Annotated in this window: 14 protein-coding genes; 11 read left to right on the forward strand and 3 right to left on the reverse strand. The window is 71.0% G+C overall.

Annotation, left to right across the window (positions count from 1 at the left end; translation table 11 throughout):
- Positions 1-828 precede the first annotated feature (828 nt).
- Genes ABID77_RS21835 through ABID77_RS21845 form a run of 3 tightly spaced genes read left to right on the forward strand, consistent with a single transcriptional unit; the run spans position 829 to position 5,549 of the window.
- A complete protein-coding gene (locus ABID77_RS21835; protein ID WP_429600514.1) occupies positions 829-2,043 on the forward strand; it encodes a hypothetical protein in 1,215 nt (404 codons plus the stop codon).
- A gap of 32 nt (positions 2,044-2,075) precedes the next feature.
- Positions 2,076-2,492 carry a hypothetical protein gene (locus tag ABID77_RS21840; RefSeq protein ID WP_429600516.1) on the forward strand — a complete coding sequence of 139 codons (417 nt, stop codon included), beginning with the start codon at positions 2,076-2,078 and terminating at the stop codon, positions 2,490-2,492.
- 30 nt (positions 2,493-2,522) lie between these two features.
- A complete protein-coding gene (locus ABID77_RS21845) occupies positions 2,523-5,549 on the forward strand; it encodes a diguanylate cyclase domain-containing protein (protein WP_429600518.1) in 3,027 nt (1,008 codons plus the stop codon).
- Positions 5,550-5,584: 35 nt separating this feature from the next.
- Here ABID77_RS21845 and ABID77_RS21850 read toward each other — a convergent pair whose 3' ends face one another.
- Positions 5,585-6,247: a hypothetical protein gene (locus ABID77_RS21850; protein WP_429600520.1), complete on the reverse strand. Its 663-nt coding sequence runs from the start codon at positions 6,245-6,247 to the stop codon at positions 5,585-5,587.
- A 170-nt stretch (positions 6,248-6,417) separates the two neighbouring features.
- Entirely contained in the window at positions 6,418-7,242 is an 825-nt protein-coding gene (locus ABID77_RS21855) for a shikimate 5-dehydrogenase (protein WP_429600521.1), read from the reverse strand.
- A gap of 147 nt (positions 7,243-7,389) precedes the next feature.
- On the opposite strand from ABID77_RS21855, the gene ABID77_RS21860 reads away from it, so the two are divergent.
- From ABID77_RS21860 to ABID77_RS21875, 4 genes are all read left to right on the forward strand, one after another.
- On the forward strand, positions 7,390-8,400 hold the full coding sequence (locus ABID77_RS21860) for an ABC transporter substrate-binding protein (RefSeq protein ID WP_429600523.1): 1,011 nt from the start codon (positions 7,390-7,392) through the stop codon (positions 8,398-8,400).
- Between the two features lie 7 nt (positions 8,401-8,407).
- Positions 8,408-10,624 (forward strand): ABC transporter permease, encoded by a 2,217-nt coding sequence (locus ABID77_RS21865; RefSeq protein ID WP_429600525.1) that lies wholly within the window; start codon positions 8,408-8,410, stop codon positions 10,622-10,624.
- 22 nt (positions 10,625-10,646) lie between these two features.
- The gene (locus tag ABID77_RS21870; protein ID WP_429600526.1) at positions 10,647-11,717 is read left to right on the forward strand and encodes an ABC transporter ATP-binding protein; all 1,071 of its coding nucleotides are present in this window, start codon (positions 10,647-10,649) and stop codon (positions 11,715-11,717) included.
- A gap of 133 nt (positions 11,718-11,850) precedes the next feature.
- Positions 11,851-13,233, forward strand: coding sequence for an NAD(P)H-dependent oxidoreductase (locus ABID77_RS21875; protein ID WP_429600528.1), 1,383 nt, complete (start codon positions 11,851-11,853; stop codon positions 13,231-13,233).
- Here ABID77_RS21875 and ABID77_RS21880 read toward each other — a convergent pair.
- A complete protein-coding gene (locus ABID77_RS21880) occupies positions 13,221-14,009 on the reverse strand; it encodes a class II aldolase/adducin family protein (RefSeq protein ID WP_429600529.1) in 789 nt (262 codons plus the stop codon). The two genes, ABID77_RS21875 and ABID77_RS21880, sit on opposite strands and share 13 nt — an antisense overlap.
- Positions 14,010-14,168: 159 nt before the next feature.
- On the opposite strand from ABID77_RS21880, the gene ABID77_RS21885 reads away from it, so the two are divergent.
- The 4 genes from ABID77_RS21885 to ABID77_RS21900 all read left to right on the forward strand — a co-directional run bounded on the left by ABID77_RS21885 (position 14,169) and on the right by ABID77_RS21900 (position 19,152).
- Positions 14,169-15,401 carry a CaiB/BaiF CoA transferase family protein gene (locus tag ABID77_RS21885; protein ID WP_429600531.1) on the forward strand — a complete coding sequence of 411 codons (1,233 nt, stop codon included), beginning with the start codon at positions 14,169-14,171 and terminating at the stop codon, positions 15,399-15,401.
- Between the two features lie 29 nt (positions 15,402-15,430).
- Entirely contained in the window at positions 15,431-16,435 is a 1,005-nt protein-coding gene (locus tag ABID77_RS21890; RefSeq protein ID WP_429600533.1) for a Bug family tripartite tricarboxylate transporter substrate binding protein, read from the forward strand.
- Between the two features lie 426 nt (positions 16,436-16,861).
- Positions 16,862-18,085 carry a DUF1972 domain-containing protein gene (locus ABID77_RS21895; protein ID WP_429600534.1) on the forward strand — a complete coding sequence of 408 codons (1,224 nt, stop codon included), beginning with the start codon at positions 16,862-16,864 and terminating at the stop codon, positions 18,083-18,085.
- The gene (locus ABID77_RS21900; RefSeq protein ID WP_429600535.1) at positions 18,082-19,152 is read left to right on the forward strand and encodes a polysaccharide biosynthesis/export family protein; all 1,071 of its coding nucleotides are present in this window, start codon (positions 18,082-18,084) and stop codon (positions 19,150-19,152) included. The genes ABID77_RS21895 and ABID77_RS21900 overlap by 4 nt, the downstream gene beginning before the upstream one ends.
- Positions 19,153-19,161: the final 9 nt, after the last annotated feature.

Raw genomic sequence — 19,161 nt, forward strand, 5'->3', positions numbered from 1 at the left:
GTTATTGGCCCCGTAGCTTACGGTGGTCGCCGAGGTCAGCGTGAAGGACTTGCCCTGCACCGTCAGCTGCAACAGATCGGCCGCCCAGGTGGGAGAGGCTGCACAGCCCGCCAGCGCAACAAGGACGCCGAAACGTGCACTTTTGAGAACTTTAGTCAATTTTAAACCCCATGTGTAAGACAGTGACCCGATTGTCACGGGATGACGTCCTACATGAAGAAGCGTGAAGTCCTACGCACCGACGAGCGTGCGGTTTAGGCCGATGTATGGCGAACGGCACATTTTCAATTGAAAGAACTGCCACTTTAGGTTGAACTCTTTTAGTTCCCAAAGAGGCGGAAAGTAGTCAATCAATTGAATTTCCAATTCCCTCCGGATGGAATATTTGACCCCACGGATCGAATGAATGATTTCGTGGACGCAGCATTTCTAATTCATGGGCGGGCCGCGATCCGTCGAAATCGACCGGTCGGCGCAATTCATTCCGTCGCCGTCGGAACGGCAGTGAAGGCTCACTCGATCCGCGGGCATCCGGACGCGGCGCCCGGCTTCGGGGCGCGATGCAAAAGTCCGGCGAATACCGGAAATATTTCGCTTCGCGGCGTCGGCGGGCGCTCAACTTTCCGGACGGCGTGCCGAACAGTGAAGGTATCGCGCACGCGCGGCTTCTCGATCGACATGCACTCATCCCAGGTTCTTTTCCCGCGCGCGCTGCGGTTTCCGCGGCCGTGGCTGCCGCTCGTCCTGTCGGTTCTGGCGACGGCGACGCCCGCCCGGTCCCAATCCCAATTCGAACCCCGACCCCAACCGCCGATCCAGTCCCAGGCCGTGCCCGACTCGCCGTGGAAGGTGAGCGGCTTCGGCACGGTGGGACTGGTCGGGCAGTCGGGCGGCAACGGCTGGGGTTTCGCGCGCAACACCACGCAGCGCGGCGCGGACACGCGCATCAGCGCCACGCCCGACACGCGGCTCGGTCTGCAGCTGAACTGGAACCCGGGCACGCGATGGGAAGCCGGCATCCAGGGCGTCCTGCAGTCCAAGCCGGCCGGGGCCCCCCTGGCCGAGAACATCGACTGGGCCTATCTCGGCTACCGGCTGCAGCCCGACACGCGCCTGCGCATCGGCCGCGTCAACCCGGACATCTTCCTGTTCGCCGACAGCCGCAACGTCGGCTTCGCGTTGCCGTGGGCGCGCCCGCCGGTGGACTTCTACGGCTTCGCGCCGCTGGTGTCGATCGACGGCGCCGACCTGGAGCAGCGCTGGTTCGCCGGCGATTCGACCTGGCGCGCCCGGGCTTCCGGCGGCTCGGTGCGCACCGGCGTGACCACGACGGACGGACGGCGCCTGCAGGTGCAGGGACGCAACACCTGGGCGCTGGGCCTGTCGCGCGAGCAGGGCGGGCTGCTGCTGAAGGCCAGCTACCTGCGCAGCCAGTTCCAGATCGACACCGGCAACGGCGCCGACCAGCTGCGCGACGGGCTCGGCCAGCTGCGGGCCCTGCCCGTGCCGGGACTCGCCGGCACGCTCGACCGCCTCGAACAGAACGTCTGGACCGGCGGCCTCGCCAGCTACTGGGCCCTGGCGGCGCAGTACGACACCGGGCCGTGGACCTTCATCGCCGAGGGCAGCCAGCTGCGGGTCCCGCGCAGTCCGCTCAACGGCAAGCGCGCCTACGCGAGCGCCGGCTACCGCCGCGGTTCGATCACCTACTACGGGGTGCTGGGGCGCGTCAGGCCCGATCAGGAGATGCTCGTCGAGCCGGACCTGGTCCGTCCGCTCGCGCCGTTCCTGGGGCCGGCGGGCGCCCGGCAGGCCCAGGTGCTGGCCGGCTACGCCACGGGGGCCGGCCTGAACTACCGCTTCGACCAGAGCACCGTCGGCGCCGGGCTGCGCTGGGACTTCCGGCCCGATGCCGCCCTGAAGCTGCAGGTCGATCGCTTCAACGTGCGTCCCTTCGGCGGGGCCAGCTGGCGTTCCTCCGACGCGCAGGGCGCCCGCGGCACGCTGGTGTCGGTGCTGGTCGACTTCGTGTGGGGGCAATGATGAACGGCGTCCTTTCCCGCTGCATCCGAGGCATGACGGCCCTGTCGCTGGCACTGGCCTGGTCGCCGGACGCGGCGCTGGCGGCCGATGCCCTCTACGTGGTCGTCTCGGCCCAGAGCCCGGTGCGCGCCGTGGCGCAGAAGGACGTGCTGGCGCTCTACACCGGCCGCACCCGCACGCTGCCCGGCGGCGAGGCCGCCACGCCGATCGACCAGCAGCACGACGGCGCGGCGCGGGCGGACTTCTACCTCGCGCTCACCGGCATGGACATCGCCCGCATCAACAGCTACTGGGCCCGGCTGCACTTCACCGGCCAGGTGCAGCCGCCGCGCACCGTCGAGGACGACCTCGCGGTGGTCCAGCGCCTGCGCGCCGATCCCACGGCCATCGGCTACCTCACGCGCGAGCCCCAGGACGGCTCGGTGCGCGTGGTGCTGCGCCTGCCCTGAGCCGCCTCCCACGCCCCTCCGCTTCTTCCCATGCCCAGTCGCAGCCTCCACGCCCGCTTCAGAACCGTCGTCTTCGGCATCTCCGCCCTCCTGGCGGCGGCCGTCGCCACGGTGGTCTACCACAGCGCCCGATCGCACTACATGCAGACCGGCGAGACCTCGGTCCGCGCCATCGTCGCCGCCGTGGAGCAGACCGTGGCCGTGGGCGCGTACGCGCGCGACGACGTGCTGCTGCGCGAGCTGGTCGAGGGGCTGGCCCACCATCCGTCGGTCTCGCGGGTGAGCGTGCTCGACGGCGTGGGCCAGTCGATGGCGGCGGCCGACGGCGCGGCGAACGCGGGCGATGCCGCCACCATCGCCAGGGCGGCCGGTGCGCCGTCGTTCGAATCGACCCTGGCCTCGCCCTTCAATCCCGCCGAGACCGTGGGTCGCCTGCGGGTGTGGCTGGACACGACCCGGCTCGCGGCCGAGGCGCGCCGGCAGGCGAGCCTGCTGGTGGCGGCCCTGATCGTGCTGCTGGCGGGCGTGCTGGCGGTCTTCAACGTCCTGGCGAGCCGGCTGCTGTCGCGCCCCATGCACCGGCTGGCGGCGGCGCTGGAGCGGCTCGAGCCGGGCACGTCGGAGCGCCTGGCGATCGCGCCCCGGCACGCGCACGACGAGGTCGGCATCGTGACGGCGGCGGCCAACCGGCTGCTCGAACTGCAGCAGCAGGCCCTGGAGCGCGAGCGCGCCATGCGCGACGAGATCGCGGCGCTGGAGGCGCGCTACCGCGGGATCTTCGACTCGACCAGCGCCGGCATCTTCATCCTGTCGGAGGCCGGCGAGCTGCTGCAGGCCAACCCGGCCCTGAGCCGGCTGCTGGGCCTGCCGGCCGACCAGCTCGAGCCCGGGCGCATGAACGACTTCGCCGGCACGGTGTTCGTGCTGCCCTCGCGCCTGTCGCGGCTGGTGGAGCAGGCGCGGGCCTCGGCCCAGCCCGAGGCGGCCGACCTGGAGCTGGTGCGCGGCGACGGCAGCACGCTGTGGGCGCACTGCATGGTGTCGGTGCTGACGGACGCGGCCCGCGGCGCGCAGCGCGTCGAGGGCGTGCTCTACGACATCACGCAGCGCAAGGTGCAGGAGCACGCCGCGCAGCACCGCGCCGAGCACGACGCGCTGACCGGCCTCAAGAGCCGCGCCTTCATCGAGTCGTCGCTCGGCCAGCACGTCTACACCGCGCGCCGCGACGAGGGCGCGGTCACGCTCATGTTCATCGACCTCGACGGCTTCAAGGGCGTCAACGACCGCTGGGGCCACGCCGCCGGCGACGCGGTGCTGGTGGAGGCGGCGCAGCGCCTGCGCACCCTGTTCCACCGACCCTGCGACATCGTCGGCCGCCTGGGCGGCGACGAGCTGGTGGTGATGATCGTCGGCGTCGAGGCCACCGACCCGAGCGTGGGCGAACTGGCGGGCCGGCTCATCGAGAGCTTCCGCATCGCCTTCGCCCTGCCCAACGGCGAGCACGCCCGGGTCGGCGCCAGCGTCGGGGTGGCGAGCTATCCGCTGCACGCGGCCAATTCCAAAACGCTGATCCACGCCGCCGATGCCGCCATGTACGCGGTCAAGCAGTCCGGCAAGGGCGGCTTCGTGATCGCCGAGACGGGCGGCGCGGCGAGCGTCGCCGCGCCGCCGTCGCAGGCCGGCGCGCCGGTGCCGCCCACCGCGCCGGGCCGGCAGCGCGACGTGCTCACCGGACTGTGCGACCGGCGCGAACTGGTCGAGCAGCTCGCGGCCTCGCATGCGCGGGTTCTCGCCGGGGCCGATCCGGTGGCCGTGATCTGCCTGGACATCGACCAGTTCAAGCTGCTCAACGTGGCCCACGGCGCGCACATCGGCGACGAGGTGCTGTGCGAGGTGGCGCGCCGTTTCCAGGCGGTGCTGCGCCGCGAGGACGTGATCGCGCGCACCGGCGGCGACGAGTTCGTGGCGCTCGTGGCCTCGGACGGCAAGGGCGAGGACGCGGCCCGGCGCGTGGCCGAGGGCGTGTCGCAGAAGCTGCTCGGCAGCCTCTCGGAGCCGTTCCACCTGAGCACCTGCACGCTCGCGATCCACGCCAGCGCCGGCGCCAGCCTGATCGACGCGCGCACCGTCGACGGCCTGGTCGTGCTGCGCGAGGCCCAGCTCGCGCTGCGCCGCTCGAAGACCGTCGGCCGCAGCGGCCTGGTGGTCTTCGAGCAGGCCATGATGGCCGGCTTCCACGACCGGCTCGCGCTGGAGGAGGATCTGCGCGGGGCGATCGGATCGCCCCAGCTGTTCCTGCACGTGCAGCCGCAGGTCGACCGCTGGGGCGCCGTCATCGGCGGCGAGGCGCTGCTGCGCTGGCGCCATCCCGAGCGCGGCCTGGTGCCGCCCGACCAGTTCATTCCGCTGGCCGAGTCCTGCGGCGCGATCGTCGAGCTGGGCATCTGGGTGCTTCACGCGGGCTGCCGCATCCTGGTGGACCTGCGCCGACGCGGCGGCGCCCAGACCCTGGCGATCAACATCAGCCCGGTGCAGTTCAACCATCCGGACTTCGTGGCGCAGGTGCGCGAGGCGCTGTCGTCGAACCAAGCGCCGGCCGACGGCCTGATCCTGGAGATCACCGAAGGGCTGTTGATCACCGACGTCGCCCACGTCACGGAGCGCCTGCGCGAACTCGTCGCGCTGGGCGTGCGTTTCTCGATCGACGACTTCGGTACCGGCTTCTCGAGCCTGGGCTACCTGCGCCAGCTGCCGCTGCGCGAGATCAAGATCGATCGCAGTTTCATCGTCGGACTGCCCAACGACGTCGCCAGCGCCGGCATCGTCTGCTCGATCCTGTCGATGGGTTCCCACCTGGGGTTGCACGTGGTCGCCGAGGGCGTCGAGACGCCCGAGCAGGCGATGTTCCTGGCCCAGCACGGATGCCCGTCCCAGCAGGGCTGGCTGCACGGACGGCCGATGGCGCCCGAGGCTTTCCTGCGCTCGTGCCACGCGCACGCACCGAAGCCGGCGCAGTCGGCCGGCGCGCCGACGGCCGAGGCCGTGCTCGGCGCCTGAATTCACTCATCGCTGGCGCGTCGCGCCGGCGGGGTTCAGCGGCGCTGCTGGAAGAAGGCGATCACGGCGGCCGTGAGGACGGCGCTGCCGATGGCCGCGTAGGTCACGGCGCGCACCGGGTCCTCGTGGATGTAGTCGCTGGCGGTCTGCCGGGCGTCGTCGAAGCGGTCCTGCACGTCGCGCACCTTGCGGCCGGTGGCGTTGACGGCCTGGCTGGCGTAGGTGCGGGTGGCTTCGATCGCCTTGCCGCCGGACTTCTGCACCTTGTCGGCGACGCGCGAGACGGTCTCCTTGGCGTCGTCCACGACCTCGGCGGCCTTCTCCTTGACGTTCTGGGCGCCTTCGACGATCTCGCCCTTGACTTCCTGCGCCTTGTCGACGGCCTTGTCCTTCACGTCCTCGGCCTTGTCCGCGACCTGGTCCTTGACGTCCTTCGCCTTGTCGGCGACGTCCTTGGCGGTGTCGGCGACGTCGTCCTTGACGTCCTTGGCCTTGTCGACGGCCTGGTCCTTGACGTCCTTGGCCGTGTCCTTCGCGTCCTGGGCCGTGTCGGCGACCTTGCCGGTGGCGCGGTCGACGTCCTTGCGGATCTCGGCCGACGAGGACGTGGCGGGCGTGCGCGGCTCCTTCGACGCGTCGTTGAACGCGTTGGCGGTGTTGTTGGAGGCGGGCGGGGTGTTAGGCTTGTTGTTGTCCATGGCGGGTCCGGAAAGAAGACGAATGAATAGAGGCCGTGGCTGAATGCCAAGGTCATCATCCTCAGGAACGGCGCGGCTTGTACCGTGGCTTTTGGCGCCCTCGGCGTGTCAGGAATTGACCCGATGACTTGCGCGTCGTCGCGCGCATCGCGGATGCGGCCGGATCGCTCCTACCCGCGTGCGAACCGCGCGGCGTCGGCGACCTGCCCGGCGCTGGGCGCGATGCCGGTGTAGAGCGTGAACTGTTCCAGCGCCTGGATGACGGCGACCTCCGCGCCCGTGATCACGGGTTTGCCGACCGCGCGCGCGGCCGCCAGGAATGGCGTCTCCTCCGGCAACGCGACGACGTCGAAGGCTCGCTCGCACCGGGCGATGCAGGCGGCGGGAAAGGCCAGCGCGTCGGCGTCGGCGCCGGCCATGCCCAGCGGCGTCACGTTCACCAGCAAGGGCGCCGCGGCGTCGTCGTCGAGGGACGGTCGCCATTCGTAGCCGTAGCGCCGCGCCAGCGCCCGGCCGGCGGCCTCGTTGCGCGCCACGATCCGGCCGTCGCGGAAGCCGGCGTCGCGCAGCGCGGCCACGACCGCCTTGGCCATGCCGCCCGAACCGCGCAGCAGGAACGGCGTCGAGGGCGCCACGCCGTGCGTCGCGAGCAACCGGCGCACGGCGACGTAGTCGGTGTTGTGGCCGGTGAGCCGCCCGTCGTCGTTGACGATGGTGTTGACGCTGTCGATCGCCGCGGCCGAGGCGTCCAGGCCGTCGAGCATCGGGATCACGGCCTCCTTGAACGGCATCGACACCGCGCAGCCCCGGATGCCCAGGGCCCGGATGCCGCCGACGGCGCCGGCCAGGTCGGTGGTGGTGAAGGCCTTGTAGACGTAGTCCAGGCCGAGCAGCGCGTAGAGCCGGTTGTGGAAGCGCGAGCCGAAGTTGCCGGGTCGCGCGGCGAGCGACATGCACAGGCGCGTGTCGCGGCCGATGGGGGGGCGGGTCGGCATGGTCATGGTGTCTGGAATCCCTGGTCGATGGCGGAGCGCCCGGGCGGGCGGGGCGGGTGGAAGACCCGATGTTCGCACCCTGTGAACGACGCTATCCTCGCGCCCGGCCTGGATGGACGTACTACTTTTTGATGAAAGCCGTGTGACATGAAGAAGATTTGGGGAGCGCTGGTGCTCGCGGGCCTGTCGGGCGTCGCGTCGGCGCAGCAGGTGAACGTCATCTGCTCGGTCCAGGCCGACTGGTGCAACATGATCAGCACCGTCTACGCGCGCTCCACGGGCGTGAAGATCAACCTGTCGCTCAAGGGCTCGGGCGAGGCCCTGGCCCAGCTCATCGCCGAGAAGGAGAACCCCAAGACCGACATCTGGTTCGGCGGCACGGGCGACCCGCACCTGCAGGCGGCGGAACTCGGCCTGTCGACCGAATACCGCTCGCCCACGCTGCCGCAGCTCCATCCCTGGGCGCAGGACCAGGCCCGTCAATCGAACTACCGCACGGTGGGCATCTACCTCGGCCCGCTCGGCTTCGCCTACAACACCGAACTGCTGCAGAAGAAGAAGCTGCCCGTGCCGCGCAGCTGGGCCGACCTGCTCAAGCCCGAGTACAAGGGCGAGATCCAGGTCGCCAACCCGGCCTCCAGCGGCACCGCCTACACCATGATCGCCACGCTGGTGCAGCTGATGGGCGAGGACAAGGCCTTCGACTACCTCAAGGCGCTGCACCGGAACGTCGGCCAGTACACGCGCTCGGGCACCGGCCCGATCAAGGCCGTGGCGCGCGGCGAGACGGCGGTGTCGATCAGCTTCGTGCACGACGCGCCGCAGGAGCGGATGCAGGGCTTTCCCATCGCCACCGTCACGCCCGCCGAGGGCACCGGCGCGGAGATCGGCTCCATGAGCATCGTCAAGGGATCGCGCAACCTGGAGCAGGCGAAGAAGTTCTACGAATGGGCGCTGACGCCCGCCGCCCAGACCTTCGGCGCGGCCAGCAAGCAGTACCAGCTGCCCTCCAACAAGGCCACGGCGGTCGATCCCAACGTGCCGGACTTCAAGGCCATCAAGATGATCAACTACGACTACGCCAGGTACGGCGCCAGCGCCGAGCGCCGGCGCCTGATCGCGCGCTGGGAGAAGGAAGTCAACTCGCTGCCGCGCTGAGGCCGGCATGACGCGCGGACCGAACGCGGCCATCGGGGCCGCCGTCGCCGTGGGCTGGGCGGGTTTCCTGCTGCTGCCGTGGTACGCCGTGCAGGACGCGGGCTGGCTGGCGGCGCTGCCGCGGGTCTTCGGCGCCGGCGAGGGCGCCGACGGCCTGATGCAGGCCCTCGTCCAGGGCCGACGCTGGCTGTTCGCCGCACTCGCCGGACTGGTGCTGGCGAGCATCGGCGCCACGCGGCCGGCGGGCCGGGCGCAGGGCCGCTGGCTGCTCGCCGGCGGTTTCGGCGGCGCCGCGGCGCTGGTGGCGGGCGGCTTCGCGATCGGCGCCAGGGGCTGGAGCGCCGCCTGGCTGGAACGCGCCTTCGGCGAGCTGGGCGTCGCGCAGTTCGGCATCGGCGCCGGCGGGGCGGTGACGGTCGCGGCGCTGCTGCTGCTGGGCGCCTTCGGCCTGGCTCGGCTCGGGTTCTTCCGCGGCGACCTGTTCGTCTCGGGCGCGGTGGTCGCCTGCGGCGCGCTGATGGCGCTGTTCATCGCCTACCCGGTGGGCAAGGCCCTGGCCGGCGCCTTCGTCGACGAGGACGGCCGCTGGTCGCTGGCGGCGTTCGGCGCGCGCATCGCGACCGAGCGCATCTGGGGTCTGGGCTGCGTCGCCGGCGGGGGCACCTGCGGGGTGGCCTGGAACACGCTCGCGCTGGCGCTGCTGACGGCGGCCGGCACCACCTTCCTGGGCACGCTGATGGCGCTGATGGCCGAGCGCGGGCATCGGCGCTGGCAGCGGCCGCTGCGCGTGCTGGCGCTGCTGCCGATCATCACGCCGCCCTTCGTCGTCGGGCTGGGCCTGATCCTGCTGTTCGGCCGCGCCGGCGTGGTCAACCAGGCATTGGAGGCGGTGTTCGGCATGGCGCCCACGCGCTGGTTCTACGGCCTGCCGGGCATCTTCGTGGCGCAACTGTTCGCCTTCACGCCGATCGCCTTCATGATCATGCGCGGGGTGGTGCAGGGCGTCGCGCCGAGCCTGGAGGAGGCCGCGCAGATGCTGCGCGCCGACCGTGCCCGCGCCTTCCGCACGGTGACGCTGCCGCTGCTCAAGCCGGGGCTGGCCAACGCCTTCCTGGTCGGCTTCATCGAGAGCGTGGCCGACTTCGGCAATCCGATCGTGGTGGGCGGCCAGTACCCGGTGCTCTCGACCGACATCTTCTTCGCCATCGTCGGCGCGCAGTACGACCAGGGCCGCGCCGCCTCGCTGGCCTGGATCCTGACCTTCTTCGCGCTCGGCGTCTTCGCGCTGCAGCGCGGGCTGCTGGGCCGGCGCAGCTACACCACCGTGAGCGGCAAGGGCGACGCCGGCATCCCGATGGCGTTGCCCGCGGGCGTGCGCCGCACGGTCCAGGCGGTGGCGTTCCCCTGGATCGTCTTCACGCTGGTGGTCTACCTGTTCGCCTTCGCCGGCGGCTTCGTGCAGACCTGGGGCCGCGACTACTCGCCCACGCTGCGCCACTTCCACACCGCGTTCGCGCTGGAATGGGGCGACTTCGGGCTGGTGTGGGCCGGCACGGCCTGGAGTTCGCTGATCACCACGCTCAAGCTCGCCGGCATCTCGGCGCCGATCACGGCCGCGCTCGGCCTGCTCATCGCCTGGCTGCTGGCGCGCAACGAGTTCAAGGGGCGCGGCGCGTTCGAGTTCGCGGCGCTGCTGGCCTTCGCCATCCCCGGCACGGTGCTGGGCGTGAGCTACATCCTGGCCTTCAACGTGCCGCCGCTCGAACTGACCGGCACCGGCCTGGTGATCGTGCTGTGCTTCATGTTCCGCAACCTGCCGGTGGGCGTGCGCGCCGGCACGGCGGCCTTCAAGCAGCTCGACCGCTCGCTCGACGAGGCCTCGCTGATGCTGCGCGCCTCCACCGCGCAGACGCTGTTCAGGATCGTGCTGCCGCTGCTCAAGCCGGCGCTGGTGGCCGCGCTGGTCTACAGCTTCGTGCGCGCCATGACGACCGTGAGCGCGGTGATCTTCCTGGTCAGCGCGGAGAACGAACTCGCCACCACCTACATCATCGGCCGCGTGGGCAACGGCGACTACGGCGTCGCCCTGGCGTACTGCACGGTGCTCATGGGCCTGATGGCGCTGGTCATCGGGCTGATCCAGTGGGTCGTGGGCGAGCGCAAGCTGGGCCGCCGCAGGACCACCGCCGCATCGATCGCGCCTTCGACGGCGCCCGTCCACTGAAACCCTACCGGTCCCGGCATCCATGAGCAACGGCATCGAATTCCGCAACGTCACCAAGCGCTACGGCACGGACGCCTCGGCGCCGCTGGCGGTCGCGGGCATCAGCTTCGAGGTGCCGCAGGGCACGCTCACCACCATCCTGGGGCCCTCGGGCTGCGGCAAGACGACCACCCTGCGCATGATCGCCGGGCTCGAGGCGCCGACCTCCGGAACGATCCTGATGGGCGGGCGCGACGTCACCACGCTCGGCCCGGCCGAGCGCAACGTCAGCATGATGTTCCAGAGCTACGCGCTCTTCCCGCACCTGAGCGTGATCGAGAACGTGGGCTACGGCCTGCGCATGAGCGGCGTCGCCAGGGCCGCCGCGCGCGACCGGGCGCGCGACGCGCTGCACGGCGTGGGCCTGAAGGGCTTCGACGACCGCATGCCCTCCGAACTCTCCGGCGGCCAGCAGCAGCGCGTGGCCCTGGCGCGCGCGCTGGTGCTGGAGCCGGCGGTGCTGCTGTTCGACGAGCCGCTGTCCAACCTCGACGCGCGGCTGCGCCGCGAGATGCGCGAGGAGATCCGCGCCCTGCAGCAGCGCCTGCAGCTCACGGTGGCCTACGTCACGCACGACCAGGCCGAGGCGCTGGCCGTCAGCGACCAGATCATCGTGATGGACCACGGCGTGATCGCCCAGCGCGGCACGCCTGCGCAGCTCTACGCCCAGCCCGAGAGCGAGTTCGTCGCCGGTTTCATGGGCGAGGCAACGGTCTTTCCGGCCACGGCGGACGGCGAGGGGCGGGTGCGCCTGGGACCGCTGGTGCTGGCGCGGCGGCACGCGGGGCCCGCCGGCGCCGTGAAGGTCGCCGTGCGGCCGGAGGCCTGGCGCATCGCGTCGTCCGACGCGTCGGACGGCGCCGGCGTGCCGGGCCTGCCGGCGCTGCTGCGCAAGGCCGCCTATCTCGGGAGCGTCTACGAGTACGGTTTCGAGACCGACATCGGGGCGGTGTTCGTGGTGTCGCCGGAGGTGTCGCGGCCGCTGGCCGTGGGCAGCCGCGCGGTGCTGTCGCTCGCCGGCAGCGGCGTGAGCATCGTGCCCGCCACGTCCTGACGACCGAGGAACGTGGGCGACAGCCACCCCGGGAATCTGCGGATGACGACACCCCCGGGCCGCTCCTCCAATGGCGGGCCGGTGGCCGGGGGCCGCCATCCGCCACGCAACGACCCAGAAGGAGACGATTTCCATGTCCACCCTGTTCCAGCAGCTCGAGGGACGGGCCGAGGCCGGCCGCCCGGTGCGCGTCGGGCTCATCGGCGCCGGCAAGTTCGGCTCGATGTTCCTGTCGCAGGTGCCGCGCACGCCGGGGCTGCACCTGCTGGGCATCGCCGACCTGTCGCCCGCGCGGGCGCAGGCGTCGCTGCGGCGCGTCGGCTGGAGCGAGGCGCGCTCCGGCGCCCGCTCGTGGGCCCAGGCCCTGCGCGAGGGCTCGACCTTCGTGCAGGACGACGCGGAGGCGCTGATCTCGCAGCCCGAGCTCGACATCGTGATCGACGCCACCGGCAGCCCCTCGGCCGGCATCCGCCATGCGCTCCTGTGCTGCGCGCACCGCAAGCACGTCGTCATGGTCAACGTCGAGGCCGACACCCTGGCCGGCCCGTTGCTGGCGCGCCGCGCGAAGGAGGCCGGCATCGTCTACTCGATGGCCTACGGCGACCAGCCGGCGCTGATCGCCGAGCTGGTCGACTGGGCGCGCACCGCCGGGCTGGAGGTGGTGTGCGCCGGCAAGGGCACCAAGTACCTGCCGGTCTACCACCGGTCCACGCCCGACACAGTCTGGGGCCACTACGGTTTCTCCGAGGCGCAGGTCGCCGGCGGCGACTTCAACGCCCAGATGTTCAATTCCTTCCTCGACGGCACCAAGTCGGCCCTGGAGATGGCGGCGGTGGCCAACGGCACCGGCCTGCGCCCGGCGCCCGGCGGCCTGGCCTTCCCGCCCTGCGGCGTCGACGACCTGCCGGACCTCCTCAAGCCCGCGAGCGACGGCGGCATCCTCGCGCACGGCGGCACGGTGGAGGTGGTGTCGTCGCTGGAGCGCGACGGCCGGCCGGTCTTCCGCGACCTGCGCTGGGGCGTCTACGTGACCTTCAAGGCGGCGACCGACTACGTGCGCGACTGCTTCGCGCAGTACGGGCTGAAGACCGACGCCAGCGGCGTCTACGCCTCCATGTACAAGCCCTACCACCTGATCGGGCTGGAACTGGGCATCTCGGTGGCGAACGTCGCGCTGCGCGGCGAGTCGACCGGGGCGACCGGCGACTTCATCGGCGACGTGGCGGCCACGGCCAAGCGCGATCTGAAGGTCGGCGAGAAGCTCGACGGCGAGGGCGGGTACATGGTCTACGGCAAGCTGATGCCGGCGGCCGATTCGCTGCGCGACGGCGCGCTGCCCATCGGTCTGGCGCACGGCATCGTGCTGACGCGGGCGGTGGCGGCCGGCCGGCCGGTGCGCTGGTCCGACGTCGCGATCGACGCCTCGAACCCGGCCATCGCCTTCCGGCGCGAGATGGAGGAGGTCTTCCGGCGGGAGCGGGGCGGGGCGATGGCGGACGCGCCTCAGGCGTCGTAGCCGGGCATCTGGCGGTCGAGCCGGCGCAGCAGGCCGGGCCAGACCAGGTCGGCGCCGCGTCCGTTGCGCACCTTCACCAGCTGCTCCCTCGCGCGACCCAGCACGCTTTCGGGAATTTGGATCAGTTCGCCGCCGCCCGACTGCGCGCGGATCTGCGCCATGCACGAGGCCTCGAAGCGATGCATGGCGATGAAGGCCTCGGCGACCGAGCGCCCGACCGTGAGCAGGCCGTGGCTGCGCAGCATCAGGTGCTGCGAGGACCCGAGGTCGCGCACCAGGCGCGGCTTCTCGTCGTCGTCGACCGCGAAGCCCTCGTAGTCGTGGTACGACAGGGACAGCAGCACCGTCATCGCGAACTGCGAGATCGGCAGCAGGCCGCCCTTCTGGGCCGAGACGGCGACGCCGTTGAGGGAGTGCGTGTGCAGCACGCAGTGGGCGTCGTCCCGGGCGGCGTGGATGCAACTGTGGATGACGAAGCCGGCGGGATTGACCTCGGCGTCCGACAGCGGCGGCACCTGGCGGCCGTCGATGTCGATCTTGACCAGGCTGGAGGCCGTGATCTCCTCGAACATCGCGCCGTACGGATTGATGAGGAAGTGCGGCGTGCCCGGGACCTTGGCCGTGATGTGGGTGAAGACCAGGTCGTCCCAGCCGAACAGGGCGACCAGGCGGTAGGCGGCGGCGAGGTCGACGCGCGTGCGCCATTCCTCGGGGCTGACGAGGTCGCGCAGGCCGGCGGGCGCCGTGCCCGGGGGGGAGGATGCGGTGGTGTCCATGAAGAAGCCTTCCGGAAAGAGTGGGGGGTGGGGTCCCGGAGCCTGAGGCCGAACGGCGGCCGGGCGTGTCAACTGCGGGATAGCGCGGCGCCGTCGCCGGTGGTCGCCGCTGCCACACTATGCCGAGCGGCTTTCGCCAGGAACAAGGAGACACGGCCAATGACAGGCTCGAACGACGACATGATGGATCTGCCTCTCGAAGGCGTGCGCGTGCTGGACCTCTCGCGCGTGTTCGCGGGACCGCTGTGCGGCCAGGTGCTGGCCGACTTCGGTGCCGAGGTGATCAAGGTGGAGCACCCCGGCCGCGGCGACGACACGCGCGACTGGGGCCTGCGCATCGGCAGGACCGAGACCACCTACTACAACAGCATGAACCGCAACAAGCGGTCCGTGACCATCGACCTGCAGACCCCCGAGGGGCTGGAGATCGTGCGCGAACTGCTGCCGCTGTGCGACGTGGTGATCCACAACTTCAAGACCGGCGGCGCCGAGAAGCTGGGCCTGGGCTACGAGCAGCTCAAGGCGCTCAAGCCCGGCCTGATCTACTGCGCCGTCGCCGGCTACGACGCGAGCGGCCCGGAGGCCAAGCGCCCCGGCTACGACCTGGTGATCCAGGGCGAGGCCGGGCTGATGGCGCTCAACGGCGTGGCCGGCACGCCGCCGCTGAAGTTCGGCGTCGCGGTGGTCGACCTGATGACCGGCATGTACGCGGCCCAGGCCGTGCTGGCGGCGCTGTACCGGCGCGAGAAGACCGGGCAGGGCCGGCTCATCGAGATGGCGCTCTACGACTGCGGGCTGATGATCACCGGCTACTACGGGCTCGACGCCCTGCAGCTCGGCCACGACCCCGAGCGCTACGGCAACGCCCATCCGTCCATCGTGCCCTACGGCATGTTCGAGGCCGCCGACGGTCCGCTCATCATCGCCGTGGGCAACAACGCCCAGTTCGACAAGTTCTGCCGCCAGGTCGTCGAGCGGCCCGACATCGTCGAGGACCCGCGCTATGCCACCAACGTCCAGCGCGCCGCGAACCGGCTGGCGCTGGGCCCGATGCTGGCGGCGCTCATCCGCACCTTCCCGCGCGACCTGCTGCTCGAACGCCTGACGGCCGCCGGCATCCCCTGCGGCCGCGTCGCCGGTCTGCACGAGGCGCTGACGAGCGAGCGCACGCGCCGCGGCGAGCTGGTGCAGGACATGCCGCACCCGGTGGTCGGCACCACGCCGGTGTTCGCGCCGCCCTACCGCCTGGACGGCCGGCGCCTGCCGATTCGCAACGCGCCGCCGACCCTGGGCGAGGGCACGCGCGAGGTGCTGCAGCAACTGCTGTCGATGAGCGACGAGCAGCTGGCCGCCCTCAAGGCCCGGGGCGTGCTGACGCTGCCGAACGACTGAACCCCCGAAGAACCCGCACGGAGACGAACATGCATCCCTCGAAGATCGATCGCCGCACCCTGCTGCAGGGCCTGGCCGCACTGGGCGGCGGCCTGCTGGGCGCGGCGCACGCGCAGACGGCCAGGACCGCGTGGCCGGCCAAGCCGATCCGGCTGGTGGTGCCCTTCAACGCCGGCGGCGCCACGGACATCATCGCGCGCACCGTCGGCGAGGCGCTGTCGCAGCGCATCGGCCAACCGGTGGTGGTGGACAACAAGGGCGGCGCGGCCGGCATCCTGGGCACCGACGCGGTGGCCAAGGCGGCGCCGGACGGCCACACGCTGCTGGTGTCGCTGAGCACGTCGATGCTGATCAACCAGTTCCTCTACACCAAGCTGCCCTACGACCCGCAGAAGGACCTGGCGCTGGTCTCGCAGATCGCGGCGGCGCCGGTGACGCTGGTGGTGCACCCGTCCGTGCCGGCCAGGGACATGAAGGAACTGCTGGCCCACGCCCGCGCCAACAAGGGCAAGCTGTCCTATGGGTCCTGGGGCACCGGCTCGTACGCGCACCTGGCGGGCGCCTACATGAGCAAGACCACGGGCGCGGACATGACCCACTCGGCCTACAAGGGCGAGGCGCCCATGATCCAGGACCTGATCGGCGGGCAGCTGCAGTTCTGCTTCTCCAGCGCGCTCAACACCAAGCCCTTCATCGAGTCGGGCCGGCTCCGGGCCATCGGCGTCACGGGCCTGGAGCGCATGCAGATCCTGCCGCAGGTGCCCACCATCCACGAGCAGGGCGTGACCGACGACGCCTATGCGATCTTCGGCTGGATCGCCATGGGCGCGCCGGCGGGCACGCCCCGGGACGTCGTCGACGCGCTGTACGGCCACCTGCGCGAGATCGCCCGGGATCCCAAGGTGCAGGAGCGCATCGTCGGCGCCGGCTTCATGGCGCTGTTCAACAGTCCGCAGGAGTTCCAGCGCAACTACCGCCACGACATGCCGATCTGGAAGGCGCTGGTCGAGGCGGCCGACGCCAAGCTGGACTGAGTCCCCCGGGACCCGGCGTCCCGGCGCCATCGACGACGACGGTCCGTCCCGCTGCCGGGGCGGGCACCGCCACGCGCATCGCGCGTGCGTTTCCATTGCGCGGTCAACGCATTTCCGGGTCCTCCTGTCTCGAAAGCGTGACTTTGTTGTATTTCCGCGCTCGGTAGTCGAAACAAAACAATGTTTATGTAGGAATTTGCCCACGCATGCGTAGGCGCTGATCGTTCAGAAAACGTACACTTTCGTATTACTTCGATACGAACCAGTGACAAACGATCCCCGACCCGACGAGAAAACCCCGAGGCCGACAGGCTTCGGACACGTCGGCGAAGGATCGACGGAACTTCCGGGTCCCGGTTCCGCGAGTGTCGCGGTACGGCGCTTCGCGCTGCCGAGCCTTCCGGTCCTTTCGATGAACGAATGCGCATGAACTCCAACTTAAAACAAAAGTCCACCTCAAAAAGCATCTCGATCATGGGCATCCGCGGTCTGCCGGCCCGGCACGGCGGCTTCGAGACCTTCGCCGAGCGATTGGCGCCGTACCTCGTGGCCGCCGGCTGGCAGGTCACCGTGTACTGCCAGGAGGACGAGCGCCTGGAGACCTACGAAAGCTACTGGAACGGCATCCGGCGCGTCCACGTCGGCGTCGGCAGCGACACCGCCGTCAACACGATCCGCTTCGACTGGGCCTGCATCTCGCACGCCCTGCGCGACAGGCCCTCGGTGGTGCTGACCCTGGGCTACAACACGGCGGCGTTCGGCCTGCGGCTGCGCGCGGCGGGCATTCCCAACGTCATGAACATGGACGGCATCGAGTGGATGCGCCAGAAGTGGGGCTGGGCCGCGCGCACCTGGCTGTATGCCAACGACTGGGCCGGCTGCCTGGGCGCGACGCACCTGGTGGCCGACCACCCCGAGATCGCCCGGCACCTCGAATCGCGCGTCGCCGCCCGCAAGATCACCACCATTCCCTACGGCGCGACGCTGCCCGAGCCGACGGGCAGCGAGGCGCTGGACGCGCTCGGCCTGGCGCCGGGAAGATTCCTCACGGTCATCGCGCGGCCCGAGCCGGAGAACTCGATCCTCGAGATCGTGCAGGCCTTCTCGGCGCGCCCGCGCAACTGCCGGCTCGTCGTGCTGGGCAAGTTCATGCCCGAACGCATGCCCTACCACGCGGCGGTGATGGCGGCGGCGAGCGAGGAGGTGCTCTTCCCCGGCGCCATCTACGACCCGGCCATCGTGCACGCCCTGCGCATCCACTCGCTGCTCTACGTGCACGGCCACCGCGTCGGCGGCACCAACCCGTCGCTGCTCGAGGCCATGGGCGCGGGCAACGCCGTGCTGGCCCACGACAACCCGTTCAACCGCTGGGTGGCGGGCGAGGGGGCCGAGTACTTCCACGACATGCGCAGCTGCGGCGAGGCGCTCGACCGGCTGCTGGGCGACGAGACGCGCCGCATCGCCATGGGCCAGCGCTCGCTCGACCGGGTGTACGACACCTTCGCGTGGGGCGACGTGCTCTCGGCCTACGAATCCCTGCTCGACGAGGTCCGCGTCTGGGCCCACGGCCATCCGTCGTGGCCGCGCCACGCCCTGTCGCACGGGCCGCACGCGCAACCGCAGGGGCAGGAAGGGGAGGTCAGCCAATGAAGACGCCGATCTCCACCTCCCTCCGCGGACCCAGGCGGCGCCTCGCCGGCCTGGCCGTCATCCTGGTGCTGGCCGGCCTGGCCGGCTGCGCGCAGACCCCGCCCATCGACACGCCCGCGCGGCCGATCCCGCTGGGGCCGGTGTTCCCGGGCGAGCGCGCGGCGGAGACCGCGCCGCCGCCCTACACCTTCTCGCCGGGCGACGAGTTCGATCTGCGCGTGACCGACGCCAGCCAGTTCAACCAGACCGTGCGCATCCGCCCCGACGGCTCGGCCAGCCTGCCGCCCATCGGCGAGCTGCGGATGCAGGGGCGCACGGTCGAGGACGTGCAGGCCGAGCTGCGCGCGCGCATGGAGACGATGGCCGGCAGCGCCTCGCGGCGCGAGTACCTGCTGCACCCGAACGACGAGATCGAGATCAAGTTCCCGTTCACCGCGCAGTTCAACGAGGTGGTGCGCATCCGGCCGGACGGCAGGGTCCAGCTGCAGATGGTGGGCACGGTGCAGGCCGAGGGCCTGTCGCCCGAGGAGCTTCAGCGCGACCTGGTCGCGCGCTATGCGCGGTGGCTGCGCCGGCCCGAGCTGGCCGTGATCGCGCGCACGGTCAATTCGCAGAACGTGCGCACGGCGGAGGGCCGGGGCCGCGCCGGATTGAGCGGGCTCGATCCGGTGATCATCGTGCGCGGCTTCCAGATGCCGCAGGTCTTCGTCGGCGGCGAGGTGGCCAAGCCCGGCACGCTGGCCTACCGGCCCGGCCTCTCGCTGCTGCAGGCGGTCGTCGAGTCGGGCGGCCAGCTGCCCAGCGGGGACTCGATGCAGCTGGTCGTGCTGCGCCGCCGGCCGGACAACAGCGTCGACGTGATCCACCGCGCCTTCGAGGGCAGCGTCACGCGCTCGCCGGATCAGGACATGGTCCTGCGGCCCTACGACGTGGTGGTCATCCCGAAGTCCGGCGTCGCCAACCTGGCCGACACCCTGAACCAGAACGTCTTCAACCTGGTGCCGTTCCTGCGCAACAGCGCATTGGGCGCCAGCTACCTCATCAACGGCAACACCTACCGCCCGTGAACGTTCCTC

The sequence above is a fragment of the Variovorax sp. PvP013 genome, assembly GCF_050435945.1.
Taxonomy (GTDB): Bacteria; Pseudomonadota; Gammaproteobacteria; order Burkholderiales; family Burkholderiaceae_C; genus Variovorax.